This window comes from Paenibacillus sp. FSL R5-0517, from assembly GCF_037974355.1.
Classification (GTDB): domain Bacteria; phylum Bacillota; class Bacilli; order Paenibacillales; family Paenibacillaceae; genus Paenibacillus.
Genome location: NZ_CP150235.1, coordinates 6,733,049 through 6,757,639 on the forward strand (window position 1 = coordinate 6,733,049; position 24,591 = coordinate 6,757,639).

Genomic DNA, 24,591 nt, shown 5'->3' on the forward strand with positions numbered 1-24,591 from the left:
TGACACATATCTTTACATACACTAGATAACAAGGGAGATTACAACATGCGCAAAATTTCAACAAAACGTTTCGCCGGATGGCCTTTATCGTTCCTTTTATGTGCCTCCATTTTGTTCGCCCCTTTTGCTTCTACTCCAGCTCAGGCTGCTGAGGCAGACAAGGAAACCAAGATCACGTTGCTGGGTACATCGGATATTCATGGCCGATTTATGCCATGGGACTATGCTCTGGACGGTCCAAACCCAACCGGCAGCATGACGCAGCTCTATACCATTGTGAAAAAAGTGCGCGCCGAGAATCCCAATACGATTCTGCTGGATGCAGGGGACATGATTCAGGATAACTCCGCTGAGTTATTCAATGATCAACCTCAATCTCCCATGATGGTTGCGATGAATGAAATGAAATATGACGCATGGGTTATGGGTAACCATGAGTTTAACTTTGGACTGGACGTACTGGAGAAGATCTCTTCCCAATTCAATGGACAGCCTCTCGTAGGTAACATTTTCAAAGAAAACGGCGACCGCTACATGCCTGCCTATACGATTATTGAGAAAGACGGCATCAAAGTGGGTGTCATTGGAATGAACACACCGATGATTACCGAGTTCGAGAAGGGTACGGATCACCTGGACGGTATCATCGTCAAAGATCCTGTAGAAGAGACCAAGAAGGCCATTGCCGAGCTGAAAGGCAAAGTCGATGTCATGGTTGGACTTATGCATATGGGATTGGATAACGAGAACGGAAATCCGGGAACCGGAGTGACGGATATCGCCAACGCCAACCCGGAGCTGGCTGCCATTTTTGCCGGACATATGCATACTCTGATTGAATCCCAAACGGTTAACGGTGTATTGATCTCCGAACCGAATAAATATGGCTCACATATTTCGCGAATTGATCTGACATTTGCCAAAGACGGCGACAAAGTTGTGCTGAAAAGCAAAGAAGCTCAAGCACTCGCTGTAAAAGCAGCCGACGGAACATACGAAGTCTCCGATCCTGCGCTGGAAGAGACATTGCATCCGTTCCACGAGTTTGCTCGTGCCGATGCCAACATTGAAGTCGCTGAACTGAAAGGCACGAACCTGGTGCCTGCCGATGAGATTAAGGGGATCCCTGCTGTGCAGATCCAGGAAACACCTTTGTCTGACTTTTTCACCGAAGTGATGTTGCATTACAGTGATGCCGATGTGGTCGCGCACCAGATTGATAACGACAAGGCCAAGCTGGATGTAGGCCCGATCAAGAAAAAGGATATTGCGTTCAACTACCAATATACCTTTGGTGAAGTAACCGTGTATGAAGTAACCGGACGGGATCTGATGGATTATATGGAGTGGTCTGCGGGATACTTCAACTCCACACGCCCGGGTGATGTGACTGTCAGCTTTGATCCGAAACGGCGTGCTTCCAAATACAGCACCGATGATTTCTTCGGCGGCGTAACGTATGAGATTGACCTGACCAAGCCATACGGCAGTCGGATTACGAATCTTAAGTACAGCAACGGTGTAGCCGTCAAAGAAGACGATACGTTGAAGCTGGGCATGAATGCCTACCGAATGGAAGCCCTGATTGCCAAAGGCGGCGCCATGGAAGGACGTAAGTTCAAGCAGCTCTGGTCCTCCAAGGATGCTTCTGCATTTGGTGAGATCCAAGGTACGATTCGCAACCTGTCCATTGCTTATTTGAAAGATGTTATGAAAGGTGTCTACGAACCGAAGATTCAGCACAACTGGAAAATCACCGGCGTAGACCTGACTGCACCAGAACGTGCAGATGTGGTGGAGTTAATTAACGATGGCATCATGTCTGTGCCAACAACGGAAGATGGCAAGTACACCAACATTGCCTCCATTAACATTTTGGATGCGGTGACCCAAGAAGAGATTGATGCACTTTCTGCCAAAGGCAATGTGAGTGCAGCGCAATTCGCAGGTGTGAAAACCAAGGGAGCGTTCTATCAACAGCTGAACAAAGCTCGCAAGGCAGCAGGTGGCGATGGAGATACGACCACACCTACACCTGAGAAACCGACAACACCAACCGTACCTAAACCAACACCGACTCCAGGCACGTCGAAACCTGGTAAACCTTCAACACCAAACACGGGTAAACCGGGTAGCATCACCAAAGGTAAACAAGCCAAGGTTACAGCGGCTTACCTGAACGTACGTGCTGGCGCTTCATCCAAAGCCAAAGTTATTGCTGCCGTACCGAAAGGCACCCTGCTTGAGGTACTTAGTACAGACAAATATGGCTGGGTCAAAGTGAAAATCGATGGACGTGTAGCATTCGTATACGGGAAATATGTGAGCATTTTGAAATAGCAATCGTTACGCACCACGCTTAACGAAAAAAGGGCGATTCTCCCATGGAAATCATGGTCGAGATCGCCCTTTGCTATGTTAACCAATGTTTATGCGTATTGCCTCTCCTCTACTTCTCTGTGGGAATGAAGACATTTAGCCTGAGGGCAAGTTCTTAATTTTATCCATGAAAGAGTCCAGCTGTATGCCATTTGTTTTTTCCGTAAAATCACGTAATTCCTCCGACTCCCCCTCGTAGGCGGCAAGTACGTAGTCACCATCGACAATATAATACGTGCCGTAGCGGGTGAACGAATATCCATCCACCTGTTTCCCGGTCGTCCCCTTTTTGACTACAGCGATAATCTCCATACCTGGTTTAAGTTCAGGCTCCACACCTGCGAAGTCAGCGTTGTAAAATAAAAAAGTATCCTTCGGTACATCAGCTCCTGTTACTACTTCATGTACCTTCACTTCATAGGAAATGAATTTAGGTTGGTATGGTGTCATTCCATTAGCTTTATCCTTATCAGCCATCATTCTTTCAGGTGTGCCCGGTTCAGTACTCAGCTCCACACTAAAGCTCGGCAAAATTTTCATTACCTCTGCCACAACAACGCTATCCCCATATGTCATGACCTCTCTAAAGCTTACTTCTCTCATGGATATCGTCGCGGGGGTGTTCGTAGATAGTGGATATTCCTCACGTAGTTCCTTCATTCGCTCTTGGGAGAGCACGTTCTCCGCACGATCACTTGAATTGACAAACAGTGTTGTACATCCCATTAGACTAACCAGCAATGCAATACTTGTTAGCCAACATATCATTCGGAATCGTGCCATACATCCACCCCTTACCTGATATGGTTGATATATACCTTCAAGCTCAGCCCCTCTTCACATCCCAGTTTGCGAGCATGCCTCTCGCCATCTCCATGTCCGACTCCTTGCCTGTAATTAGTGCAAACTTGGCAACAATCGCAGGATAGGCTGCCCATTGCTCTCGAATATGCTCCAGCATCCGGGGCCATGTTCTTCCTCCTGCCTTCTCATAACGTCTCAACAGGTCACGCAGTCCTTCCTCCTGAAAGAGTGCATAGTAAATGACGAAATCCTTACCCGGATCAGCAATCTCCGCTTCCGTCCAGTCAATGAGTCCAGTTACGCGTTGTTCCTTATCGACAATAATATGCGGCGGATGCAGATCACCATGGATGAACGCCGAGTGCTGCGGCCAATAGCTACTTACAGATAGCCATATCGTCCAACGTTCAACCAGTTCGGTTGGCACCGTAAAATTCTGCTTAACCTCTTCTATATTGGCTGCAAATTCCTTGCGAGCTTCCATAGGTTTTTTGATCCGTACTCCACCTTTCTTCGCCTCGTGTGGATCGATGTTATGCAGCGCGACGAGGTTCACAGCCAGGGAATCGAGAAACGTATCAGATAAACTTTCCTGGGGGAATTGCCAGACATAACCTCCCCCTGCAGGATCGACAACTGCAATCGGATCACCATCTAGTAAAGGATAAGCGATCAACTCTGGCGTACAGATCCGCCAATCGGGTACTTGTGCGGGTATACTGCCTCGGACTACATCCAGCACCCTGCGCTCATTCTCGGCTCGCTCCCATACGTCTTCACGTCGCGGCTGGCGCAAAACCCATCTGCGGTCTTCTTCGTCCGTGGTGAATGCTACACGAAAATCCATACCCGACTCGTTAATCTCCAAGGACTCCTTATCCATAATTAGTCCGTTCTGTCCGGCTAAAGATAATAGTTCATTTTGAATTGCCAAATGTTCATTTGAGTTCGATTTTGTCATATTAGGCACTCCCCTTTTCCTGGATAAACTAAAAAACACAGACATGTTCGCCTGTGCAGTTCATTTTGGATATTGGCATACCCGAATGCTCACAAAAAAATAGTAGTACATCAAAGAACCCCTTCACAGAGTGATTCTTTCATGACTAGCGGCATACGTGTACAATGGCAAACCAATCCCGATGAGCTGCACACAGGCAGAAAACAGCAAGCGAAACAAACATCTCGCCAAACTATCTCAATCGGGAAAAATTTAGCACACGTATCCCTCCGTTCAATAAGTTACCCATATGCTAACATATTCCATATCCCAGTTCCAGACCGAATGAAATATTTTTGGTTCTTTTTATTGATATACAGGAACTTGTGCGTCTCAGGTAACGTCCATAGTTTATAGGTCTAATCAGAAAGGATGAGAGGTGAACAACTCGATGTCCATTGTACGAAGGTTGTCCTTATTGCCAGTTATCTTACTTCTGCTAACGCTCGGATGCGCAGAGAAATCCGAGGAACAGGGGGAAGAGAAGCCACATGTGCGAGGAATGATTACGGATTTTGAGGAAGAAAGAGGTCAGGTACTCATCGAGAATAAAGAAGATGGAGGTGTTAAATCAGGACCGATTTGGATCTCGCTCAACACGGATGCTGAACTCATCATCGCAGGAGAGACTGTCACCGTCTCTTTGGATGAGACACTCGTTGGTCGAAGAGCAGACGTATGGATTGGTGGAATAATCGCTCAATCTTACCCTCCCCAAACCAAGGCTGTGAAAATGGTCATTCATTAACACACAGCAATATTCACCGATACAATTCGTTTCACGTGGAACGTTATGATACACCTACGAACAGCAACGTGCGGTTGCTCCTGATATCGGATTGGATGAAAACAATTTAATCACTTGAGGTATTTACTCCGTTAGCCTGCCTGCATATAGAGTATAATGAAAAGGTATACGATAAATGTACGGTGCAATAATTGTACAAAAACTAACGCAAAAGAGGTAAACGATGAGCGAGCAACAATTTAAAGATTATGGACTTGGTGAAGAGATCGTAAAAGCACTGGACAGTCTGGGCTATGAGACACCAACCGAGGTGCAAACTAAAGTTATTCCGGTAGCACTGGAGAATCAGGATCTTGTGGTGAAATCACAGACGGGTAGCGGTAAAACAGCTGCCTACGGCATTCCGCTCTGCGAGCTGGTAGATTGGAATGAAAATAAGCCACAGGCTTTGATTCTTACGCCAACCCGGGAACTGGCTTTGCAGGTTAACGAAGATATTACAAATATCGGCCGCTTTAAGCGTATTAAAGCAACCGCACTATACGGACAGTCCCCTTTTCATATCCAAAAAGCCGAGTTAAAACAAAGAACACATGTCGCTGTAGGTACGCCAGGTCGGGTACTGGATCATATCGAACGCGGCACGCTGCCACTCGATCGGATCGCCTATCTCGTCATTGACGAGGCCGATGAGATGTTAAATATGGGCTTCATTGAGACGGTACAAGCGATCATTCAGAAACTGCCGCAGGAGCGAGTAACGATGCTGTTCTCCGCTACGTTCCCTGAAGATGTAGCCAAGCTGTCACGAAAATACATGAACAAACCGGTGGAGATCGAGATCAAAGCAAGCGGACTGACAACAGCCACCATCGAACATGCTGTGATTCACGTGCCAGAGGTGAACAAAACCGCGCTGCTTCAGGACTTATTCATTGTGGAAAATCCGGATAGCTGCATCGTGTTCTGCCGTACGCAGGAGAATGTAGATAAACTGTTCCGGGTCATGGCTGACCTGGACTATCCAGCAGATCGTATCCATGGTGGCATGGAGCAGGATGAACGGATCGAAGTCATGAACGCCTTCAGACGGGGACAATTCCGTTATCTGATCGCGACGGACGTAGCCGCACGTGGTATTGATATCACGAATATTACTCATGTCATCAACTACGATATTCCTTTGGAAAAAGAGGGATATGTTCACCGCACAGGCCGTACGGGTCGCGCAGGCAAAACAGGTAAAGCCATTACGTTGATTACACCGAAAGATGGCCGACGTCTGGCCGAGATTGAATCCTATATCGGTTTCGAAATTCCTGTTGTGAAAGCTCCTTCCGAGGAAGCTGTGGATCGCCGCAGAGAAGATTTTGAGAAGCGATTGAAGATCGTGCCTGAACGTAAAAAGGACAAGCGCGAACAGTTGAACCAACAGATCATGAAGCTGAACTTCAACGGAGGCAAGAAGAAGAAACTTCGTGCCGTAGACTTTGTCGGTACCATCGCCAAGCTTGAAGGCGTTGCTGCAGACGATATCGGGATCATTACCATTCAAGACAATGTAACAGATGTGGAGATTCTGAATGGCAAAGGACCACTCGTACTGGAGCTTATGCAGAATACAACGATCAAAAAGATGCAGCTCAAGGTTCGTAAAGGTCATAAGTAGCAGAATTACATCGGAAATTCGATTCAAGGGTAGCGGACCGTGCAGCTACCATACAAAGAGAACTACGCAAACGCAACAAAAAGATAGAAAATCATACCAAGCAACAGATCCACCTCATCCGGTTACAAAACAAGGGATAACAGGCCTTTAGCAGGTCGTTATCCCTTGTTTGCTCTTTTGTTGAGAATCATTGCCTCCTTATCCTGTCAGTTCATGTGATACATGATATGGATCAGCATTACGCGGAGTCCATCACACTGCAAGCAATGTTAGAGATGTGATCCCCCACTGGCATCGAGACATTGTCCGGTAACCCAGCGGCTGTCTGCTGACGCAAGAAATGCAGCTACATCTGCGACATCTTCAGGCTCTCCCCAGCGATTAAGAACAGACAAACCTGCTGCATATGCCTGTCCATGCGGGTTCGTGAGTGTTGCTGCATTCATCTCGGTATTAATAATGCCTGGCTGGATCGCGTTGACCGTAATCTGGCGACTTCCCAGCTCTTTGGCCAGTAGCTTGGTGAGGGTATCCACCGCCCCCTTCGTCATGCTATAGGCGAACACGCCCGGGGAAGCCACTCGTGTAACAAAAGAAGAAATATTAATGATTCGCCCGCCATCCCGCAGACGCGGAACGGCCTGCTGGCTGACAAACAGGGGGGCTTTGACATTTATGTTCATCACTTCGTCGAAGGAAGCTTCTGTCGTCTCCTCCAGACCAAGAACCTGCCCGATGCCTGCATTATTTACCAGAATATCCAGACTGCCATCTCGTCCATGCTTCCGAACAGCATCATCGACCTGCGCAAATAATGCATGAATTCCATCCAGCGTGCGCAAATCCGCTCCAATGGCTTGCGCCTGTCCACCATGTTCTGTAATATGCCGCACAACCTGCTCCGCTTCGTCTTGTCGTGTCCCGAAGTGCACAAGCACATGTGCACCCTCCTGTGCCAGACGCATTGCAATACTGCGACCGATGCCTCTGCTTGCTCCTGTTACCAAGGCCATCTGCCCTTCAAGTCTTCTGCATATCTCGTTCATAACGTCATCCCCCTACTGAATAAGTAGCACCCGTCACGGGCACAAGACAGTTATATCACGAGACGACATACAAAATGTTGCTCTCCTATTCGGTAAGGACACTCCGTTCAGCGATAGCCATCATATCCGTATATCCTCCGAGCGTAGCCGAAGCTCCAGCAGGTTCGCTGGCTAGCCCTCCTTATGACACCAGGCAGTTTCATTTTCATTCTGCATTCGTGCCCTCGCTCTTGCTGCTCTTGCCCTCTGCCTGCTGCTGAGTTCATCTCTCATTGAAATGTTCACTTGCCAAAGATTGTAAATCAACTACAATATAAATGAAAACGCTTTTATATTTCTATTATCTGTGGAGGTGTATGTAATGGGTAACAGGAAAGCGGTCTGGTTACTGGTCTTTGCACTCACGTTCACCCTGTTTGGACTTCATCCTGAGCGAACAAGCGCAGCAAGTGTCACGATCACCAACGGTACCGATTGGCTCGACACCGCAGGCAATCCCATCCATGCGAACAGCGGCAACATTCTACAGGTAGGTTCGATGTATTATCTGTACGGTGAACATGCGGTGAGCGGCAGATTCGACAGCGTGAACGTCTACACCTCCACCGATCTGAAGAACTGGACTTTCAGCAACGCCATCCTGACGAAAGATTCCGCAACCGAGCTGGCCTCCAGCAAGATTGAACGCCCCAAAGTCATCTATAATGCATCAACCAACCAGTATGTGCTCTGGGCACACTATGAGAATGGCACAGACTACAACCTCGGGCGTGTAGCGGTGGCAACGAGCAATACCCCAAATGGCAAATTCACCTATGAGGGCAGCTTCCGCCCACTCAATTATGAATCCCGTGACATGAACGTCTTTGTTGATACAGATGGCACAGGTTATCTGGTTACTGCTTCACGCAAAAATGGCGGTGCCAATGATTCGATGGCTATTTTCAAAATGAATGCAAGTTACACCGGAATACAATCCTTCGAAGGCTGGCTGTTCGAGAATGCCTACCGCGAAGCGCCTGCCGTTGTGAAAAAAGGAAACCGTTACTACCTCTTCACCTCCCAAGCCGCTGGCTGGTATCCGAATCAGGGGGCATATGCTACAGCAACTTCCATGGCGGGCCCGTGGACTGCACTTACACCATATGGAAATCCATCTGCCTTCGGTTCGCAGATTCATAATATTGCCACGATTACAGGCAGCAGCACCACATCCTACATCTACATGGCAGACCGCTGGAACCCCATGAGTATTGGAGAGCACAAACATATCTGGCTACCGCTAACCTTGAATGATTCGAATGGAACAGCATCACTGGAGTGGTATACAACGTGGAATATCGACGCAGCGACAGGCATCGTAACCCCGCCTGCTCTCGTCAACCATGCACAAGGCAAAACAGCTACCGCCATCTCCACAGCCTCCGGCTCATCCGCATCCAACGTCAATGACGGGAACTACCAGACGTCTTGGGTAGCTTCCTCCAATAGCTGGCCTGCATGGTGGCAGGTGGACTTCGGCGCACCGAAGACGATCACGGAGATCGATACGTCCTGGTTTATGTATAAAGGTTCCGAAGGGTACTACAAATATAAAATCGAAATTAGCAACGATGGTATCAATTACTCCACATTGGATCGCACCAACAATCTGACCTATGGTTTCACCACGGACGCTGTGCATTTCACCGCACGTTATGTCCGAATTAATATGGTGAACGCCGTCTTGTGGAATAATCCAGGGAACTGGTACACCCCAACCCTGCACGAGGTCAAAATGTTGGGTCCAGCCACACCGGAAGCCACAGGGTACAGCCGCTTCAGTTCACACAACGTTCCGGATCGATACATCCGTCATGCCAACTACATCGCACGGATTGACGCTAATGTCTCTCCTGCGCTGGACTCCCAGTTCCGTGTCGTACCGGGTCTAGCGAGTTCCACGGGAATTTCACTGGAATCCATTAACTTCCCCGGCTACTTTCTGAAGCGCAACGCCAGCAACAAAATTGTACTTGAAGCCTACGCCGACACCGCTGCCTACAAGGGAGATGCCACGTTCTTGAGCAGCCCTGGTTGGGCTGACAGCACCAAAGTTTCCCTTCAATCATACAGTCAGCCAGGATATTACATCCGGCATTATGATTATGTACTGCAGTTGGATGCTGTCAATGCAACTAGCAGCGCAACAGTGAAGGGTGATGCCACGTTTGGGCGGACTAATTTCTAAGAAAATGAATTGGAGATGAAAATTTAGGCTTAGCCAGGTTTGGTGGGTTGCGCGAAGCAATGGGAGGCATAACGTGCCGGAGACACAAACGCTGCATGAATTACAATAAATTATAGAATATATGCAAAAAAGCCTACTCCGATGGGAGTAGGCTCTTCTGCCAGTCTGATCTATCAAAGTTATTTGAAATTAGGATCAAACTTCATCATGTTCATTTTACCTTGTTCCTTATAACTCACATAGATGTTATCGGTGCTGTCTATGGTGATGTCTAGCTGAAGAGCATCACCAGTGGAGAACCCGGCAGATCCTACGGGTCTCCAGTCCATATTCTCATATTTCAACACAGTCACCCTGTTGCCGTTTGCTGCATCTCGATAAGCAACGTAAGGTGTTCCTTCGCTGTCAAAGGCCATATCCATGCTTACTTCTTGAGATGAACCCACCGAGAATCCGGGAGTGCTCACCTTTTCCCATGCTGTATCTTCTGATGGAGTGGAGTGCGGATATTTCCACATTTCAACACCATTGGAACTGCTCAGATAGATCATATAAGGTACGCCAGATGGATCCAGCGCGGATGCAGCATCCATATTCGGAGTTATTTGGTATGGATATAATTTAGGGTCTAATTGTTTCCATGACCCATCTGCCAGACTATATCCTATTGCCACAGGGGTACTAGATGACCTGAATGGAGCAAATAAATACATGCCGTTGTTTGGTAATGGTGCGAGGAAGGCTCTTAGACCTGCGAATGCCTGTATTCTCGCTTCTTGTATCCGTCCCCTATCGCTATAATACCTCCATGACATGAGCATTGACGGTTCCGCAGCATTACCGACCAAAGCACCTCTAAACATCAGAAAAGGATTATCATCCTTATCAAAGGTAATGAAGAAGCTATCTTGAACTGTATCTACTTTTCTGCTCGTCTTACCATCATTCCAACTGAAGTCTGAGACAGTAGATACTGCTCTCCACCACTTATGTTCATCATTATAATTCTTAAAGCTTACTTTACCTGAGCTATTCCTATAAGCAACATAAAGCTTGTCCTTACTGTCTATTCCAAGCGATATAGCTGAGCTCCCTAATCCTCCCGCTTTTTCAAGATCGCTTTGATTACCCAAGGGCTGCCACGTGCCTCCCTTATATTGCATTACAAATACTTCGTAATTGTCCTTTATATAAGCCACGTAAGGAGTCCCTTGACTGTCGAAGATGACATTGGACTTACTATTCAATTCCAACAAGTCACCTACTTGTAGCCATGATGTCATGGTCCACTTCGCGTACAAGGTGATGTTTGACGTCACCGGCGTCCCGAAGTCGTAGACGATCTCCAGATCGGGATCGCTGTACCATCCTTCAAATCGATACCCTGCCCACTTCAGCGCAGCAGGTGCCACAGCTTTGTCGCCAGTAACCACCGTCTGACTACCTACTGCTGCCCCCCCGTTACTGTCAAAGTCCACCGTGCGGCTGTTGAATGTCCACTTCGCGTACAGCGCGAGGTTACTCGTCACCGATGTCGTGAAACTGTAGGCTTCATTCAGTCCAGCGTCGCTGTACCAACCGTTGAACGTGTAACCATCCCTTGTCGGTACGGCAGGCTCCGTAGCATTACCGCCGGTTTGCATATTCTGGTCAGCCACCAGTGATCCGCCGTTACTGTTGAAGGTGACCGTGTAAATAGCCGTCCATTTCGCGTACAAGGTGAGGTTGTTCATCACAGGTGTCGTGAAGCTGTAAGATTCATTCAGACCAGCATCACTATACCAGCCTTCAAATACATGCCCTGGACGTGTCGGCGCTTCAGGAATCGTTGCCGTTTCACCCTCACTTACAGACTGATTACTCACTGACGTTCCACTGTTACTGTTGAAGCTCACTGTGTAGCTATTCTTCGTCCACTTCGCGTACAGCATTACATTCGCCGTTACACCTTCCGTGAAACCATAAGACCTCGTCATTTCGCTGTCGCTGTACCAGCCGCTAAATACATAGCCTTCCAGTGTCGGAGCACCAGGAGCAGTAGCCACGGCACCTTCGTTCACAGTCTGTTCTGCGACTACCGATCCGCCATTACTCTCGAAAGTTACAGTATAAGTATTCGGTACATAAACCGTCCACTTCGCGTACAACGTGAGGTCTCCCGTTACCACCATAGTCGTAAAATCATAGGCGTTCGTTAGCTCGCTATCGCTGTACCAGCCGCTAAATACATAGCCTTCCAGCGTCGGAGCAGTAGGGACCACCACCTTGGCGCCTTCGTTCACTGTCTGGGCTGCGACTTCCGACCCTTCATTGCTCTCAAAGCTTATCGTGTAAGGGATCAGCCACTTCGCATACAGTGTGAGATCCGCCGTCACTGCTGCAGCGAAGTCGTAAGCATTCGTCAACGTGTTATCACTGTACCAACCGCCGAATACATAACCATCTTTCGTCGGTTCAGTCGGCGTACTAATCGTAGCGCCAAACCCTACAGTCTGAGCCGGCACTTCTTCGGACCCACCATTACTGTCGAAATTTACGGTGTAGTCGTTCATTGCCCACTGAGCGGTAAAATGGACATCTTCGGCAGGCATCGTGGTCGGCGGCGTTGGCGACCAACCCGTAAAGCTATATCCCTGCCATGTCGGAGTGCCCAGACGCAACAGCATCGTTGCTCCGAAAGGAACATTATCCGTTTTATTTGCTGCTCCAGAACCGTTATAATCCACCGTCATTTGGTATACATCACGCTTATAATATACCTTTAGCGTCGTTTTGCCGTTGCTCGTGATTAGATCCGTCAGTACCGAAATGCTGTCGTCCCGCACGAAGCCATCATAGGATCTCGGCTTGACGTCCGTCATATTCGCCTCGGTACCCGTAACTCCACGATACGATTCCGTATCTGCAACCGTATAGGTGTCACTTCCGATATTTTGCAGCAAGTATACGACCTGATAAGGCGTACCCTCTCTCCCCGTCCACTTCGCTGTATACGTAGTATCCTCAATCGGCATCGCACTTGGAACTTCTGGCGACCAACCGGCAAACGTATATCCCTGCCTTGTCGGCACAGGTATACGAGTAGCGATGTTCTTGCCAACGGCTTCTGTTACCGAAATTTGGGGCGCACCGGCATAACCTCCAGCGAAAGTCATTTTACGATTCGCCGGAGAGTAATTCACTCTGACGACCGTTGTGCCGTCACCCTTGATCAATACGCCGCTTACCGTACCTGTCGAATATCCTTGCTCCTTAAACCTGTCGGAGCTGATGCGAATCTCCGTGTCCGTTGTTCCGGTCAAATTCTCCGTATCCACAGGCGGAGCCAATGTTCTGCTGTTCGGGTCTAGCACATAATGCTCAACGGTATACGGCGTATTCTTGTTCGCAATCCAGTGCGCATACAGTTTCCGATCCTCCGCAGCCATTCGGCTCGGAATCGTGATCTTCGTGCCGCCGGAAGCGGCCGTATACCAGCCGTCAAAGGTGTATCCTGGATATACTGGGGTGAACACGTTAATAGGCGCGTTATACGGAGCCGCCACAACCTGGGTCACTCCGCCGTTCTGAGGATCCAGCTGAAGGATGTAATCACCTACTCTGGCAAGCCAGCTTAACTGAATCGTACGCTTGAGCGGATCGGACGTGAACGACCCCGGCGATCCCTTCCAGGTGATAACCAGATTGCCATCACTCACCTGAATGTTCTTGTCCACCACTTCAATCATCCCGTTTGCTGCGTCATACTTGAAGTTTGGATTGTCCACCTGAATATCGAAATTCGAGCGATCATACGCTTTTTCATCCGTATCGCCTGTCTTCAAATCAAAGGTATTCATCGTGACCCACAACTCCGGTACAGCGATGGATGACGCAGAACCCGCCATGTTCACCTTGAGCGACTTATCCTGAGGATAGGCGAAGTCGTAGACGTTCTGTTCTTCTCCAATTGTATACAGTGGCCACTCTTCATCGACCAGCTCCACGCCGCCAGAGAGTGCGCCATCTCCTAATTGAGCACCGAGTTCAACCTCCAAATAGATGCCAATCTCAACGAAGAGGGCGCCTAGAGACTTCGTACTCTCCACCCCGCTAATATTTTTCAATTGATAATAGAAGTAGCCCCACAGATTCACATACACACCAGGTTCTACAGCAAGCCCGATACTATTCAACTTGACGCTTCCAATCCCCGCTTTGACCTCCATATGAATACCAGCTCGTAAACCGATCGTCCCCATCACATAGAAGGTAAATTGGTAATCTCCGTCTCCCGGCAAGCTGACCGTATTGCTCGAACCACTGAAACTCAATACGCGCAAGCTAACCGAGTAACGCTTGGCCATCTTATAGTAGAAATCTGCCCCCACCGTCAGGTTCACCTGGGCGCTGACCACAAACTCCGCTTCAAATTTAACTTCCACAATACCTAAAGCCACGCGTACGCTCTTTTCAAAGAGCTCCTTCTTGATTAACGGAACCCACTCCGTGTCCTGCTCCAACATCTCTTGATACTTTTCCTTCAACGATTCCGCATCTACGGCAGTATCCTGCACACCCGCCATTACCGCTTTAATCTGTGTCGCAATGTCCTGGACCTTTCCCAACCTGCCAGCGTTCTTCTCGCCCACCCAGTCATTCAGTGCATCATTTAACTTATCGTGCTCAACGAGAGCTATCTCTGCCGTGATGTTCATTCCGGTATAGCTATAAGCATCCAGATTCGCCGTAATTACATAATCATCAATGCTGTACCAGTAAGGAATTCCCCACTTTTTCAGCCAATGCCCTTGCATATCCCCATTAATACCGAGATCCAGGCTCATTTCCTGGACGAAAGTACCCGTCATATGGATGACAAGTTCGCTGTCTTCATTGATATTGACAACAATATCGGCGCCCACTTGTAATGTAGCGCTTACGCCTGAGGTTCTGCCGTCAATATTTTTCAGCCTCGTGCCGAGTGAAGCAACAACGGTCAGGTTCTCCACACTTACCCGGCTCCCTTTACCGGACGCTAGGGAAGACTGAGCCTTGATCTCCTGAATTTCCTTCGTCTCCATAGCGATATCAGACAGATAATCCGCGGCTTCATTGACGAATCCGCTGTCTCTCGCTTGCTGCTCAATTTGCTCTTCAAGCTCCGCGATCTGCTCTACCGATAACAGATCATCGCCGTCAATCGCTTGCTGCTGATAGATGTTGAAGACATTCTCAATATCCCCAATCGTGGCATCAGTATATTCGATGACGTCCATCTCAGCTTCAGGCGTAATCGAAGTGATACGTCCATAACTGACAATTCGAGAACCATCTTCAGCAAAGTTGCCTTCATAAAAGCCGATAAAGTCACCCACATCCACCGTGGTTAACTCATCCAAGCCGAAAGGCTCATACAGGCTGTCGCTGTAGTTCATCTGGGTATGCTCAACTGTGATGGAATTGTTGTTCCGATCTCCATCTGTGTCCGCTTCCACACTCACCGGCAGAACATCCGGCTTGAGCAATACTTGTTTGATATCCGCATGATCGTAGGTATAAGTGCTTCCGTTTACCGCTGTAATCTGGACATAGGCCACATCGCCGTCGTCAGCGCCGGTGGTTTCTAACGTGCGTCGATCGGGACGAACCCCTTGATATATGGCGACAGTATTGCCGACTTGAATCACGGTGCTGCCGGAATACACGAACGTTCCACTGCTCGCATTCGCCTCGGCAAGCGCATTTTCGCTACCGCCCACCGTCGTGGCAACTACCGAAATCGCAGGGGAACCCACAGCTTCGCCATTCAATATCATATCCGTGACATCCGTAAATGGAAGGTAGATCATGTTAGGGTTCAGCGGAATGTCCAGAACCTCTTGCTTAGCAACACTAAAAACGTAAATACTCGTCGTCGCATCCTGACCTTGGAAGGACAGGTTATCGCTATTCAACTTCAGTTGATACGTATTGCCTTCAACGAATCTTCCGTCTTCAGCTGCGGACGCTACCGTGAAAGCCCCGTTCCCGCCAGTGACGGTAATTCCAGCAAAGTCGGGATTCGCCGTGTCTGAGAAGGTCATATTCGCTTGAACCTCGGATACTGTCAGGTTGCCTGATGCATCGTTTACTGCAATCGTGAAGTCCGGTGCCACATCCAATACCGAATAGCTTGGTGTGCTCTGTACGGCATTATCTATGCTATCTGTATACTTCGCATACAACTTCATATCCTCAGTTAGCGTACTACCCTCTGCAAAGATGAGCGAGAAATCACTATCTGTAAACCACCCTTGGAATATATATCCCTCTTTTGTTGGAGCCGGCAGGTTATTTAGCACCTGACCTTTTCGCACCTTCTGCGCAGCAATCGCCGTGCCTCCGTTGCTCTCAAACGTGAGCGTATACGCAGTGGAACCCGTACCTGGGTTACCTCCGTTATCTCCAGGCGTTCCACCACCGTTATTACCGCCCGGTGACGGCGTTGGCGTTGATGTCACTGGTGATGTCGGTGTTGGTGTCACCGTCGGCGTTGGTTCAGGTGTTGGCGTCACTGGCGTTGAATTCTGCTGTTTCCACGCCTCTACAACTGCATTGTTGCGCATGAAAAGAACCGCAGCTTCCGAGCGAGTTGCTTGCGCACGCGGATGGAAGTTGCCCTTGGCGTCTCCGGCGAACACACCGGCTTGCCACAGCTTGACGACCGCGTCAGCCGCCCAAGGCGATACATTCGCGAGATCACCCGGCTCTGTCGTGACCAGATTCTCGGTCTGATATGGAATCTGTTCGCTTTCAAAATACCGCAACGTCATCGTTGCCATCTGCTCACGGGATACGGTGGCATTCGGCGAGTATTTATCTCCACCCGTACCGTCAGTAATCCCTTGCTTAACTGCCCATTCGACATACGGCGCATACCAACTGCCCACCTGTATATCAGCAAAGCTTGAAGTAGAATACGTCCCTGTATCTATCCCAGCCATCCGTCCGAGTGCCGTCACATACATGGCACGCGTCATTGTCCCTTTAGGTGAGAAGGTACTTGCAGCGGTCCCGCTAAGTATGCCCTTCTCCTGCACATGGACGACTGCATCGTAGAACCAATCCGTCGGACTCACATCCTGGAACCCGCTGGATGTGGTAACTTTGGTCTGTTGCATCGGCAGTTCAGCCGCTGCTGCCGATTGCGCCTGTAATATGGGCACGGCAGACACGATTAAGCTGATCACCAGCATCCACATTAGGACCTGACGGCTCACCTTCCATCCCTGTCTTACTTTTTTCACGTTCATTCATCCCTTCTATGTATAGATCAAACTAAAAAAATACCGTCCAAAATTTGTTGCTAACCAAGCTAATCAATAAAGCCAGACTAATAGCGGAAACCATTGACCCAGATGGGGATCATTGGTTTCCTCCGAGTCAGTTCGCCCGGCACGTAGAGATCAAGCGGGGAAATAAACTTTACATACAGACATGGCATTATCCTAGCTGCGGCGTTCAGCACGTTCGGAACATCAACGTCAGCTAAACATCCAACTGGAGAGATCTGACTGCTTCTAGCTACGATGCTACCAACTTCACAGAATGAAGTCGTTCACCGATCTTTCTTATCAGTCGCAGTCGAATTATGACCGACACAGGCAAAACATGTCGTTTTTTCTTCCGTATTTTATCATGCGAGATAGGGACACTTGTGAATTATAAAGAAAACTTTAAGTAAGCAACTACTCGCAAACGAGAACATTATAGACATCAAGAAATAGCGGCTAGGGAAGGTAACTCCCACACCACTAATTTTCATGAATTCTTTTAGCTAGTCTGTAGACCATCCAGATGATTCGTGTCTAAACGATCCATATACCAGAATCAAATATATCAACTGCTCTCCCCCCAGAGCAGTCTTTGAGAAAGCAAAAAAATACTTCTATGCTTCTTGGAATTTAATGAAATAAAATTCTTCTGCTGATTCTTCGCCACATTGTGGGCGATGTGCCGGAAGCGCTGCCCACTTTCAAACTCGGGATCAAGTGCAATCGGGATGCCTTTATGTACGGAACGTATAACTTCTACATCGCTATGAATCACGCCTATCACACCGATATTGAGAATATCGATGATATCCTCCATCTTTACCGTTGCCGAACGAGCTTCCTGCCTGTCGGCCATATTAATGATGAGCTGCGGAGGAGCCTGAAATATATTTTCTAACAATCCGATTACGCGATCAGCGTCCTGAAGCGACGTACGATGAGGGGTAGTGACGACAATAGCCTCATCTGCAGCTAAAGCTGTATTCCAGAATCCATTTTCAATGCCTGCCGCCGAATCAATCAGCACATAATCATAATCTTGGGCTATTTGCTGCACAACCTCGCGAAAAACTTGCGGATCATCGTGATGCATCACGTCGTTACTACAGGAGATGAAGAACAAGGTGCTAATTCGCTTGTCTTTGACAATCACTTGATGTAAAGCACATCGACCGGTCAGAAAATCGGAAATATGATAGTTTACCCTATTGCTCAAACCAAGCGGAATATCCAGATTTCTCAATCCAAAATCAGCGTCGATCAGGCAAACCCTGTTCCCCGATAAGGCAAGGGCAGTCCCCAGATTAGCCGTCACCGTTGTCTTGCCAACTCCACCTTTCCCTGATGTGATACATATAACTCGTGCCATTGGAGCCACTTCCTTCTTCAAGTACTAATGCGAGACAGCATGACAACCATTTCTTCACATGTTATCGTTTGATCCGGCTTGAATGTACCGCCCTCGTAGCATTAATCAGTTGCCATTTGATGAAATATGTCGTTATATCGACCACAGTGATTTTATCATGATGGATTAACCTAATTGAGAAACCTAAAGAAAACTTTAAATCCGTTCGTATTGGATCGTTAAATTCTTCGGAGAGATGGCACATCATTTTGACGAAGATGGAAAAGCGCAGACTTCTGTTGAGGGATTCGATACCTTGAGTCAATTACGAAGCTAGAGGAATGAATAAAAAATGGGAAAATAGCGTCAAGTACTGTCCCAACGCGATTTTCCCATTTAGAAAAAACTATCCCAAACCCGGTTCGGGCAAATTACCCCTAATATTTTACGAATATCTCGCCCTATTTATGGTAGGCTACCATCCTTACCGCTGTATTCATGCTTGTGACACACTGGTAGCAACCAACATATATCCACTCCCTCGAATCGTGATGATTCGTTCGGGATCAGCGGGGTCAGTCTCAATTTTTTTACGTAAATTACTGATATGTACAGCAACTGTCCTCGTATCTTCCAGACTTTCCATCCCCCAGATGAGTTGAAACAATGTGTCGACACTGACGACACGATCCACGTTTTGCGCCATATAGGACAACAGACTGAACTCTTTTTTGGATAAAAAGATAGGTTTACTCCCCATGTTGACGGACTGCGTGTAGAAATCCAGTGTCAAACCCGGTAACTCCAGCAGTTGTTCCCTTCTACCCGTTGATACTCTGCGAAGATGAGCCTTGATCTTGGCCATGAGAACTCCCGGACTAAACGGCTTGGTCACATAATCGTCGCCACCATAGGATAATGCGCTAATTTTCACTTCATCTTCTTCCTGGCTGCTCAGAAACATGATCGGCGCGCTGGTCAAGTTACGTGCATTTCTACACCAATCAATACCGTTTTCATTAGCCAGCAATACATCCAATACAATCAAATCGGGCTTGAACGTTGTAAGCAGCTCCATCGCTTCTGTCCCGCTATGACTGTATGTGGAGTTAAACCCTTCTCTGTCGCAATACACCTGAACAATCTCGCATATATGGGGATCATCATCGACGATCATAATTCTGTGATTTTGCATTCCATCATCCCTTTCCTTCGCTCCCGATACAAGGAAGCATCACATAGAATGTCGCCCCCATCTTACCGTCACTCTCCGCTCGAACCGTTCCTCCATGCGCAAGTACAATTTCCCTACAGATCGCTAGTCCTAGCCCACTGCCGTCTATTCCATTCCCCAAGCCCGGACGATCGTATCTGTAATTACGTTCAAAAATCTGCTCAAGCTGATCCGGAGGAATACCCATTCCAGAATCCTGTATGCTAATGTTCGCATGGCGAGTATGATTCACCTCGACCACAGCTAACGCAATACGTATCAGCCCTCCCCTAGAGGTGAACTTCATGGCATTCGACAAGAGATTAAATAAAGCCTGCTCTACTCTTTTGGCATCCATCTCGACAACTGGCAAGTCAGATCGTGGATCCTCTGCTTTTTCAATATCCAAAATGAAATCTAACCCTGCATCACGTACAACAAGCTCATATTGTTCAAATAAATCATGCAAGAAGGGAATAATCTGAACCGGCTCCATTCGGTACGAGACTTGTCCGGTCTCCAAATGCGACAAAAAGGACAACTCCTCGATCATGCGGTTAATCCTTATCGTGTTATCTCGGATATACTTCAAATATTGTTCATTACGTTCCGGCTTGACTCTGTCCTGTATGGCTTCTACATACCCAAGCATGCTGGACAACGGCATACGCAGATCATGCGTAATATAGGCAAGAAGCTTCTTCCTTCCTTGCTCAGAGTGAAGCAACCGGTCATACGAAGTGCGGAGATCATCATGGGCTGTAGATAAGGCCTGAGTTCGCTCCTGCACGGTCCGTTCCAGATTCATATTCATTTCGATCAGCTTGTCGTTAGCATACTGCAACTCACGTGAGATTCTCTCCTCATTGGATGCCGTCCTCGTAAATCTCGAAGAAAGCAGAATCATCTGTGCGATCGTAAATATCAATAAACCAAGCGGTGATGTATTTCCGATCAGCGACCATCCGTTGTAATATAAGAAATCGTTGACAACAGTGATCAAAGTAACCACCGACACCAACAGGAAGATCAACGCTCCCTCCATACGTCGCACAGCCATTCGAACCAGCCCGACCATCAGATACATCATATGTAGAACTACCATTACACCAATTACCAGCAAAAACGGAGTATAGATCAGCGCAGGGGTTACCACAACAAAGATACAAAATGCCCCCGTTGCGATCCGGGTGACAAAATGAAACCAGCGTGATACATAATTCGGAAAAATGCAATCAAAATACATCGTGATGATAAATCCACTGATACAAAGTGTTAGATACTCGATCTTGAACTGCAATTCCCAAGGGAATTGTGGCAGCCATTGTGTAAGGACAAGCTCACCGTTGAGTAAGGATCGGACACCGAGCAGTACAGCGAATAGGCCAAAATATAATGGCGCTCTGTCCTTGCGTCGCAGAATGAACAACAGCAGATTATACAAGCCAATCACCAGCAGACTTGACGTGATGAACATGTCGGCGGCAAGATTCAAATTGGTGTTGGTCGTTAGTACATCACTGCCGCCCAGCTCGATGTACTTGGTAATACCACCCCGATTATGTTGGAAGTTAGATACTTGCATCACCAACTCTAACGTATCGTTTTCAGGCTGAACAAATAACAGCTTCGTTGCCAGATGCGGGATCATACTGTTCTTGTCCTGACCAACCCTACCAACTTGTGCCAGGAGCTCGCCATTCACCCATAATTTATAAGCGTGAAAAATGCTGGGTAGCCGCAGAGCAAGACGCTCTTTTTGATCCTGCTCGCTTAGTTGAATAATCAGTCGATAGGTTGCATAGCCTGTCCCACCCAGCTTCTCTCCCTCTAACCGGTAGCCTGACCAAGAGCTAGGGATATTGATCCAGTGGGTCTGGTGTCCCTCCCTTGGTGAACGAACCCGTATATCCTCAGGCGACAACAGCTCTTGCCAGTAGAAAGCCCACTCCCCTGTTAACTTTTGGGGATTCGTACGGAGCTGAACCTGTGTTAGATCCAGAACACCTTCTTCACTTTGGAAGTTAGATGAATCCGGTGTAGAGAGAACGACATAGCCGGCAACCAAGCCAACAACAATGGCAGCAACGATATAAAACCAGATTTTACTATAACCGACTCGAAGAATCCCCCTCATGATGAACCCAACCCCATTCTACAAAAGCGCAATAAGTAAGCTGATTACCCAAATAATATCATCAATGCGGAAGAATGTACTCTGCAAATTTCTAGGAATAGCTTAGAGCAAACCTCAAGATCACGCCCCTTTGACAACCCTCGCTTAGCTGGCACGACACCACAAAAAAAGTATGCACTTTGTAGTGCATACTTCATGAACTATAGAGAACTATTAATGATGTCTGCGAATGCATCCCTATTGTACGTATCATCCTGTATGCGCCATTCTCCCTTATCCTGCAAAAAGGTGATATCGCCCGATAGCGGAATAGAATTGATCTCCTTTCCGTTCTCGTCTGTGAATTTCAGATCGAGCGTGTACTCCACCAGAATCCAGTCGCTCTTGCTGTCTTTGATCTTGGTTTCAATATTTTCAGGATGCAAGTTCGCTTGTTCGATGTATGCAACCTGAAGAGGTAAGACAATATATCGATTAGCCATGTAAGCCTCATAATTTCTGGAGGTTAGGAATGGCTTCATAGTCTCTCCTTTGGCCAATAACCCTTCCATCTCTAACGTATCCTCATAGTCCTTGCCATCCACGGTGAGTTCTGTTGTCTTATACTCCAGCGACATTTCGAGCGCTTGTTGCTGCTCCACCGCCGTCGCCTTCTGATCACTCATATCACTCGGTTGTTCCGTTGTTGGTGGAGTGACAGGTTCAGTGGTTTCTGCTGGTTCAGATGGTGTACACCCCATTAACATGGCGGCGGAAAGAAATAATGTACCCATCACATAAACGAACTTACGCATGGTTATCCCCCTCCCTTTCTCGTCTGTATTACTCTCAATTATCCCTTTAATAGGATATAATGTCCAGTTATTGGACACATCCAAACAAACACATGCCCCTTTCGTAATAGATTATGTTATAGTCATCGAGAAGTGATTTGGAGGCGATAATGATGATGATGATTAAAATTACAAATGGACCAACTCTCGAAGGATAGCGCCTGCGGGTCCAATAACTGCGTGTTTCCTTCAACAATGAAGGTGTGAAAGCTATGTCAATTTATCAAGTCGTACCCATGGTCTATGACTCCAAGGAACAGATTGATGCTATTATTTTACTCGAACAACAATGTAAACTGCTCGATTCCATTCATCTGAAAGCAGATCTTGACCATATCAGCCAAAAAGACGGAGACCACGCGCTCCTTTGTTATTGTGAAGATGAATTGGCAGGACTCCTCAGTTGGTATAATTCTGACGGCGTAACCGGGAATATTAATGCCATCGTACATCCGCATTATCGTCGCCAAGGTGTGTTCACCAGCCTACTGAAACAAGCCATCCTGGACATGAAACCACAGGGGATTAATCAACTCAGTTATCGCGTTCCTCAGGGCTTATCCTCGGGTGTTCTTACTGCCCAGTCCCTTGGAGCCATTTATGATCGTGCGGAGTATTCGATGCAACTTGTGAATCAAGTCGTTGGGGTTGTGGAATCGCCTGAACTAACGTTGTCCGTGGCAGAAGCCAAGGATATGGAGTTTATGGTCACTTGCACATCCCAGGCTTTTGGAGATTCGGAGGACTGGACACGCAATTACTTTATGCAAACGAATGAACCCACCCGAGTTACCTATATTGCATGGCAGGATCAACAGCCTGTTGGACTGGTACGGGTTAACTCCATTAATGCAACAACTGCATTTATTCATAACTTCTGTATTTTACCCGCTTATCAGGGTCGAAAAATAGGACGCACTGCGCTTCATATTCTGGTGAATCTCCTAAGGAAACAACACTATACAGATATTCGCCTATCCGTTGTTACCGAGAACGAACGCGCTTTGAATCTGTACCGTAGTGTAGGTTTTGAGGTGAATTCAGAGTATCACTATTTCAGCGGTAAACTATAGGAGGAAGTACAGAGAGGGAGAGACGTTCCCGCAAGGAGGACGTTCTCTCTCTTTTCTTTTATTAGACCAGTAAATTTAGTTCAGAGATGATTGGAGAATTGGAAAATTAATTTATAGCCGTCGAACGTTTGCCCATACATTTCCCGATAGTGACCTTCGGTATAATTAGCCACCGTTTTCCGCCAGAAAGACTGGCCGATCTTATTGTTCTCCGATGGATTGGTGAACAACTCCCATCTTCCTCTAAACATTCCGAAGATTGTCGACGCTGCGTGTTCAGCCACGCCTACCCCTCGAAACGGCTGCATCAGAAAGAAATCATGTACGAAGAAGTCTATTCCTTGTGAGCAATGAGGCGGCGTGGCTACGAATGCAAACCCTGCTGGAATGCCATCCACAATCATCAGAAACGGATAAAGACACTCCGGTTGTTCCCACCAGATGTTCTGTACATCATACTGATCCTGTAACGTTTTATACTCAGGACTTGGTTCAAAAATGCCGTGTTCATTCGGGGTATGCTCTCCACCTAGACCGTAATGACCGGATAGATCATGAAGATATAGCGGGTACATATTTTTAATCACATACGCCTCGTCCTTATTCGTTAATTTCACTTCTATATTCATATTCACCAACCCTGTCAGATAATTTGAATACGTATTTCAAGAACTCCCTCACGCATCCTTGCACCGTCATATGAATTGTACGCAATATCACCAGCCCCGAATATATAAAGAATCCTTCATAACCATTCTTTATTCTTCTTTACAAGAAAAAAGCCACATTCGATGGCTCGAACGTAGCTTCTATAGT

At 47.5% G+C, this 24,591-nt stretch carries 14 protein-coding genes; 5 read left to right on the forward strand and 9 right to left on the reverse strand.

Features of this window, described 5'->3' with window-relative positions:
* Positions 1-45 precede the first annotated feature (45 nt).
* Positions 46-2,340: a 5'-nucleotidase C-terminal domain-containing protein gene (locus MKX40_RS30040; protein ID WP_339238771.1), complete on the forward strand. Its 2,295-nt coding sequence runs from the start codon at positions 46-48 to the stop codon at positions 2,338-2,340.
* 135 nt (positions 2,341-2,475) lie between these two features.
* Here the strand turns inward: MKX40_RS30040 and MKX40_RS30045 are convergent, their stop codons facing one another.
* A complete protein-coding gene (locus MKX40_RS30045) occupies positions 2,476-3,162 on the reverse strand; it encodes a hypothetical protein (RefSeq protein WP_339238772.1) in 687 nt (228 codons plus the stop codon).
* Between the two features lie 43 nt (positions 3,163-3,205).
* A complete protein-coding gene (locus tag MKX40_RS30050) occupies positions 3,206-4,144 on the reverse strand; it encodes a macrolide 2'-phosphotransferase (protein ID WP_339238773.1) in 939 nt (312 codons plus the stop codon).
* 430 nt (positions 4,145-4,574) lie between these two features.
* Between MKX40_RS30050 and MKX40_RS30055 the strand changes: the two genes are divergently transcribed.
* Together MKX40_RS30055 and MKX40_RS30060 are read left to right on the forward strand one after the other, a co-directional pair.
* Positions 4,575-4,931, forward strand: a complete 357-nt coding sequence (locus MKX40_RS30055; RefSeq protein ID WP_339238774.1) for a hypothetical protein — start codon at positions 4,575-4,577, stop codon at positions 4,929-4,931.
* Positions 4,932-5,154: 223 nt separating this feature from the next.
* Entirely contained in the window at positions 5,155-6,600 is a 1,446-nt protein-coding gene (locus MKX40_RS30060; protein ID WP_339238776.1) for a DEAD/DEAH box helicase, read from the forward strand.
* A gap of 269 nt (positions 6,601-6,869) precedes the next feature.
* On the opposite strand, the gene MKX40_RS30065 is transcribed toward MKX40_RS30060, so the two are convergent.
* Entirely contained in the window at positions 6,870-7,646 is a 777-nt protein-coding gene (locus tag MKX40_RS30065; protein WP_339238777.1) for a glucose 1-dehydrogenase, read from the reverse strand.
* 361 nt (positions 7,647-8,007) lie between these two features.
* On the opposite strand from MKX40_RS30065, the gene MKX40_RS30070 reads away from it, so the two are divergent.
* Positions 8,008-9,876 carry an AbfB domain-containing protein gene (locus tag MKX40_RS30070; protein ID WP_339238778.1) on the forward strand — a complete coding sequence of 623 codons (1,869 nt, stop codon included), beginning with the start codon at positions 8,008-8,010 and terminating at the stop codon, positions 9,874-9,876.
* 179 nt (positions 9,877-10,055) lie between these two features.
* On the opposite strand, the gene MKX40_RS30075 is transcribed toward MKX40_RS30070, so the two are convergent.
* The 5 genes from MKX40_RS30075 to MKX40_RS30095 form a co-directional block, all read right to left on the reverse strand.
* The gene (locus MKX40_RS30075; protein ID WP_339238780.1) at positions 10,056-17,144 is read right to left on the reverse strand and encodes an InlB B-repeat-containing protein; all 7,089 of its coding nucleotides are present in this window, start codon (positions 17,142-17,144) and stop codon (positions 10,056-10,058) included.
* A gap of 592 nt (positions 17,145-17,736) precedes the next feature.
* Complete coding sequence (gene minD / locus MKX40_RS30080) at positions 17,737-18,540, reverse strand: septum site-determining protein MinD (protein WP_339238781.1); 804 nt, start codon at positions 18,538-18,540, stop codon at positions 17,737-17,739.
* Between the two features lie 475 nt (positions 18,541-19,015).
* On the reverse strand, positions 19,016-19,714 hold the full coding sequence (locus MKX40_RS30085; protein ID WP_339238782.1) for a response regulator transcription factor: 699 nt from the start codon (positions 19,712-19,714) through the stop codon (positions 19,016-19,018).
* A gap of 4 nt (positions 19,715-19,718) precedes the next feature.
* Positions 19,719-21,869 (reverse strand): ATP-binding protein, encoded by a 2,151-nt coding sequence (locus tag MKX40_RS30090; protein ID WP_339238783.1) that lies wholly within the window; start codon positions 21,867-21,869, stop codon positions 19,719-19,721.
* A gap of 200 nt (positions 21,870-22,069) precedes the next feature.
* Complete coding sequence (locus tag MKX40_RS30095; protein ID WP_339238784.1) at positions 22,070-22,663, reverse strand: hypothetical protein; 594 nt, start codon at positions 22,661-22,663, stop codon at positions 22,070-22,072.
* Positions 22,664-22,914: 251 nt separating this feature from the next.
* On the opposite strand from MKX40_RS30095, the gene MKX40_RS30100 reads away from it, so the two are divergent.
* Positions 22,915-23,775, forward strand: coding sequence for a GNAT family N-acetyltransferase (locus MKX40_RS30100; RefSeq protein WP_339238785.1), 861 nt, complete (start codon positions 22,915-22,917; stop codon positions 23,773-23,775).
* A gap of 80 nt (positions 23,776-23,855) precedes the next feature.
* Here MKX40_RS30100 and MKX40_RS30105 read toward each other — a convergent pair whose 3' ends face one another.
* Positions 23,856-24,404, reverse strand: coding sequence for a hypothetical protein (locus MKX40_RS30105; protein ID WP_339238786.1), 549 nt, complete (start codon positions 24,402-24,404; stop codon positions 23,856-23,858).
* Positions 24,405-24,591: the final 187 nt, after the last annotated feature.

Excerpts from the sequence above, each read along its gene's own strand:
- minD (WP_339238781.1), bottom strand. The coding sequence starts at position 18,540 with ATGGCACGAGTTATATGTATCACATCAGGGAAAGGTGGAGTTGGCAAG.
- MKX40_RS30045 (WP_339238772.1), bottom strand. The coding sequence starts at position 3,162 with ATGGCACGATTCCGAATGATATGTTGGCTAACAAGTATTGCATTGCTG.
- MKX40_RS30065 (WP_339238777.1), bottom strand. The coding sequence starts at position 7,646 with ATGAACGAGATATGCAGAAGACTTGAAGGGCAGATGGCCTTGGTAACA.
- MKX40_RS30100 (WP_339238785.1), top strand. The coding sequence starts at position 22,915 with ATGTCAATTTATCAAGTCGTACCCATGGTCTATGACTCCAAGGAACAG.
- MKX40_RS30040 (WP_339238771.1), top strand. The coding sequence starts at position 46 with ATGCGCAAAATTTCAACAAAACGTTTCGCCGGATGGCCTTTATCGTTC.
- MKX40_RS30060 (WP_339238776.1), top strand. The coding sequence starts at position 5,155 with ATGAGCGAGCAACAATTTAAAGATTATGGACTTGGTGAAGAGATCGTA.
- MKX40_RS30055 (WP_339238774.1), top strand. The coding sequence starts at position 4,575 with ATGTCCATTGTACGAAGGTTGTCCTTATTGCCAGTTATCTTACTTCTG.
- MKX40_RS30090 (WP_339238783.1), bottom strand. The coding sequence starts at position 21,869 with ATGAGGGGGATTCTTCGAGTCGGTTATAGTAAAATCTGGTTTTATATC.
- MKX40_RS30070 (WP_339238778.1), top strand. The coding sequence starts at position 8,008 with ATGGGTAACAGGAAAGCGGTCTGGTTACTGGTCTTTGCACTCACGTTC.
- MKX40_RS30095 (WP_339238784.1), bottom strand. The coding sequence starts at position 22,663 with ATGCGTAAGTTCGTTTATGTGATGGGTACATTATTTCTTTCCGCCGCC.
- MKX40_RS30085 (WP_339238782.1), bottom strand. The coding sequence starts at position 19,714 with ATGCAAAATCACAGAATTATGATCGTCGATGATGATCCCCATATATGC.
- MKX40_RS30050 (WP_339238773.1), bottom strand. The coding sequence starts at position 4,144 with ATGACAAAATCGAACTCAAATGAACATTTGGCAATTCAAAATGAACTA.
- MKX40_RS30105 (WP_339238786.1), bottom strand. The coding sequence starts at position 24,404 with ATGAATATAGAAGTGAAATTAACGAATAAGGACGAGGCGTATGTGATT.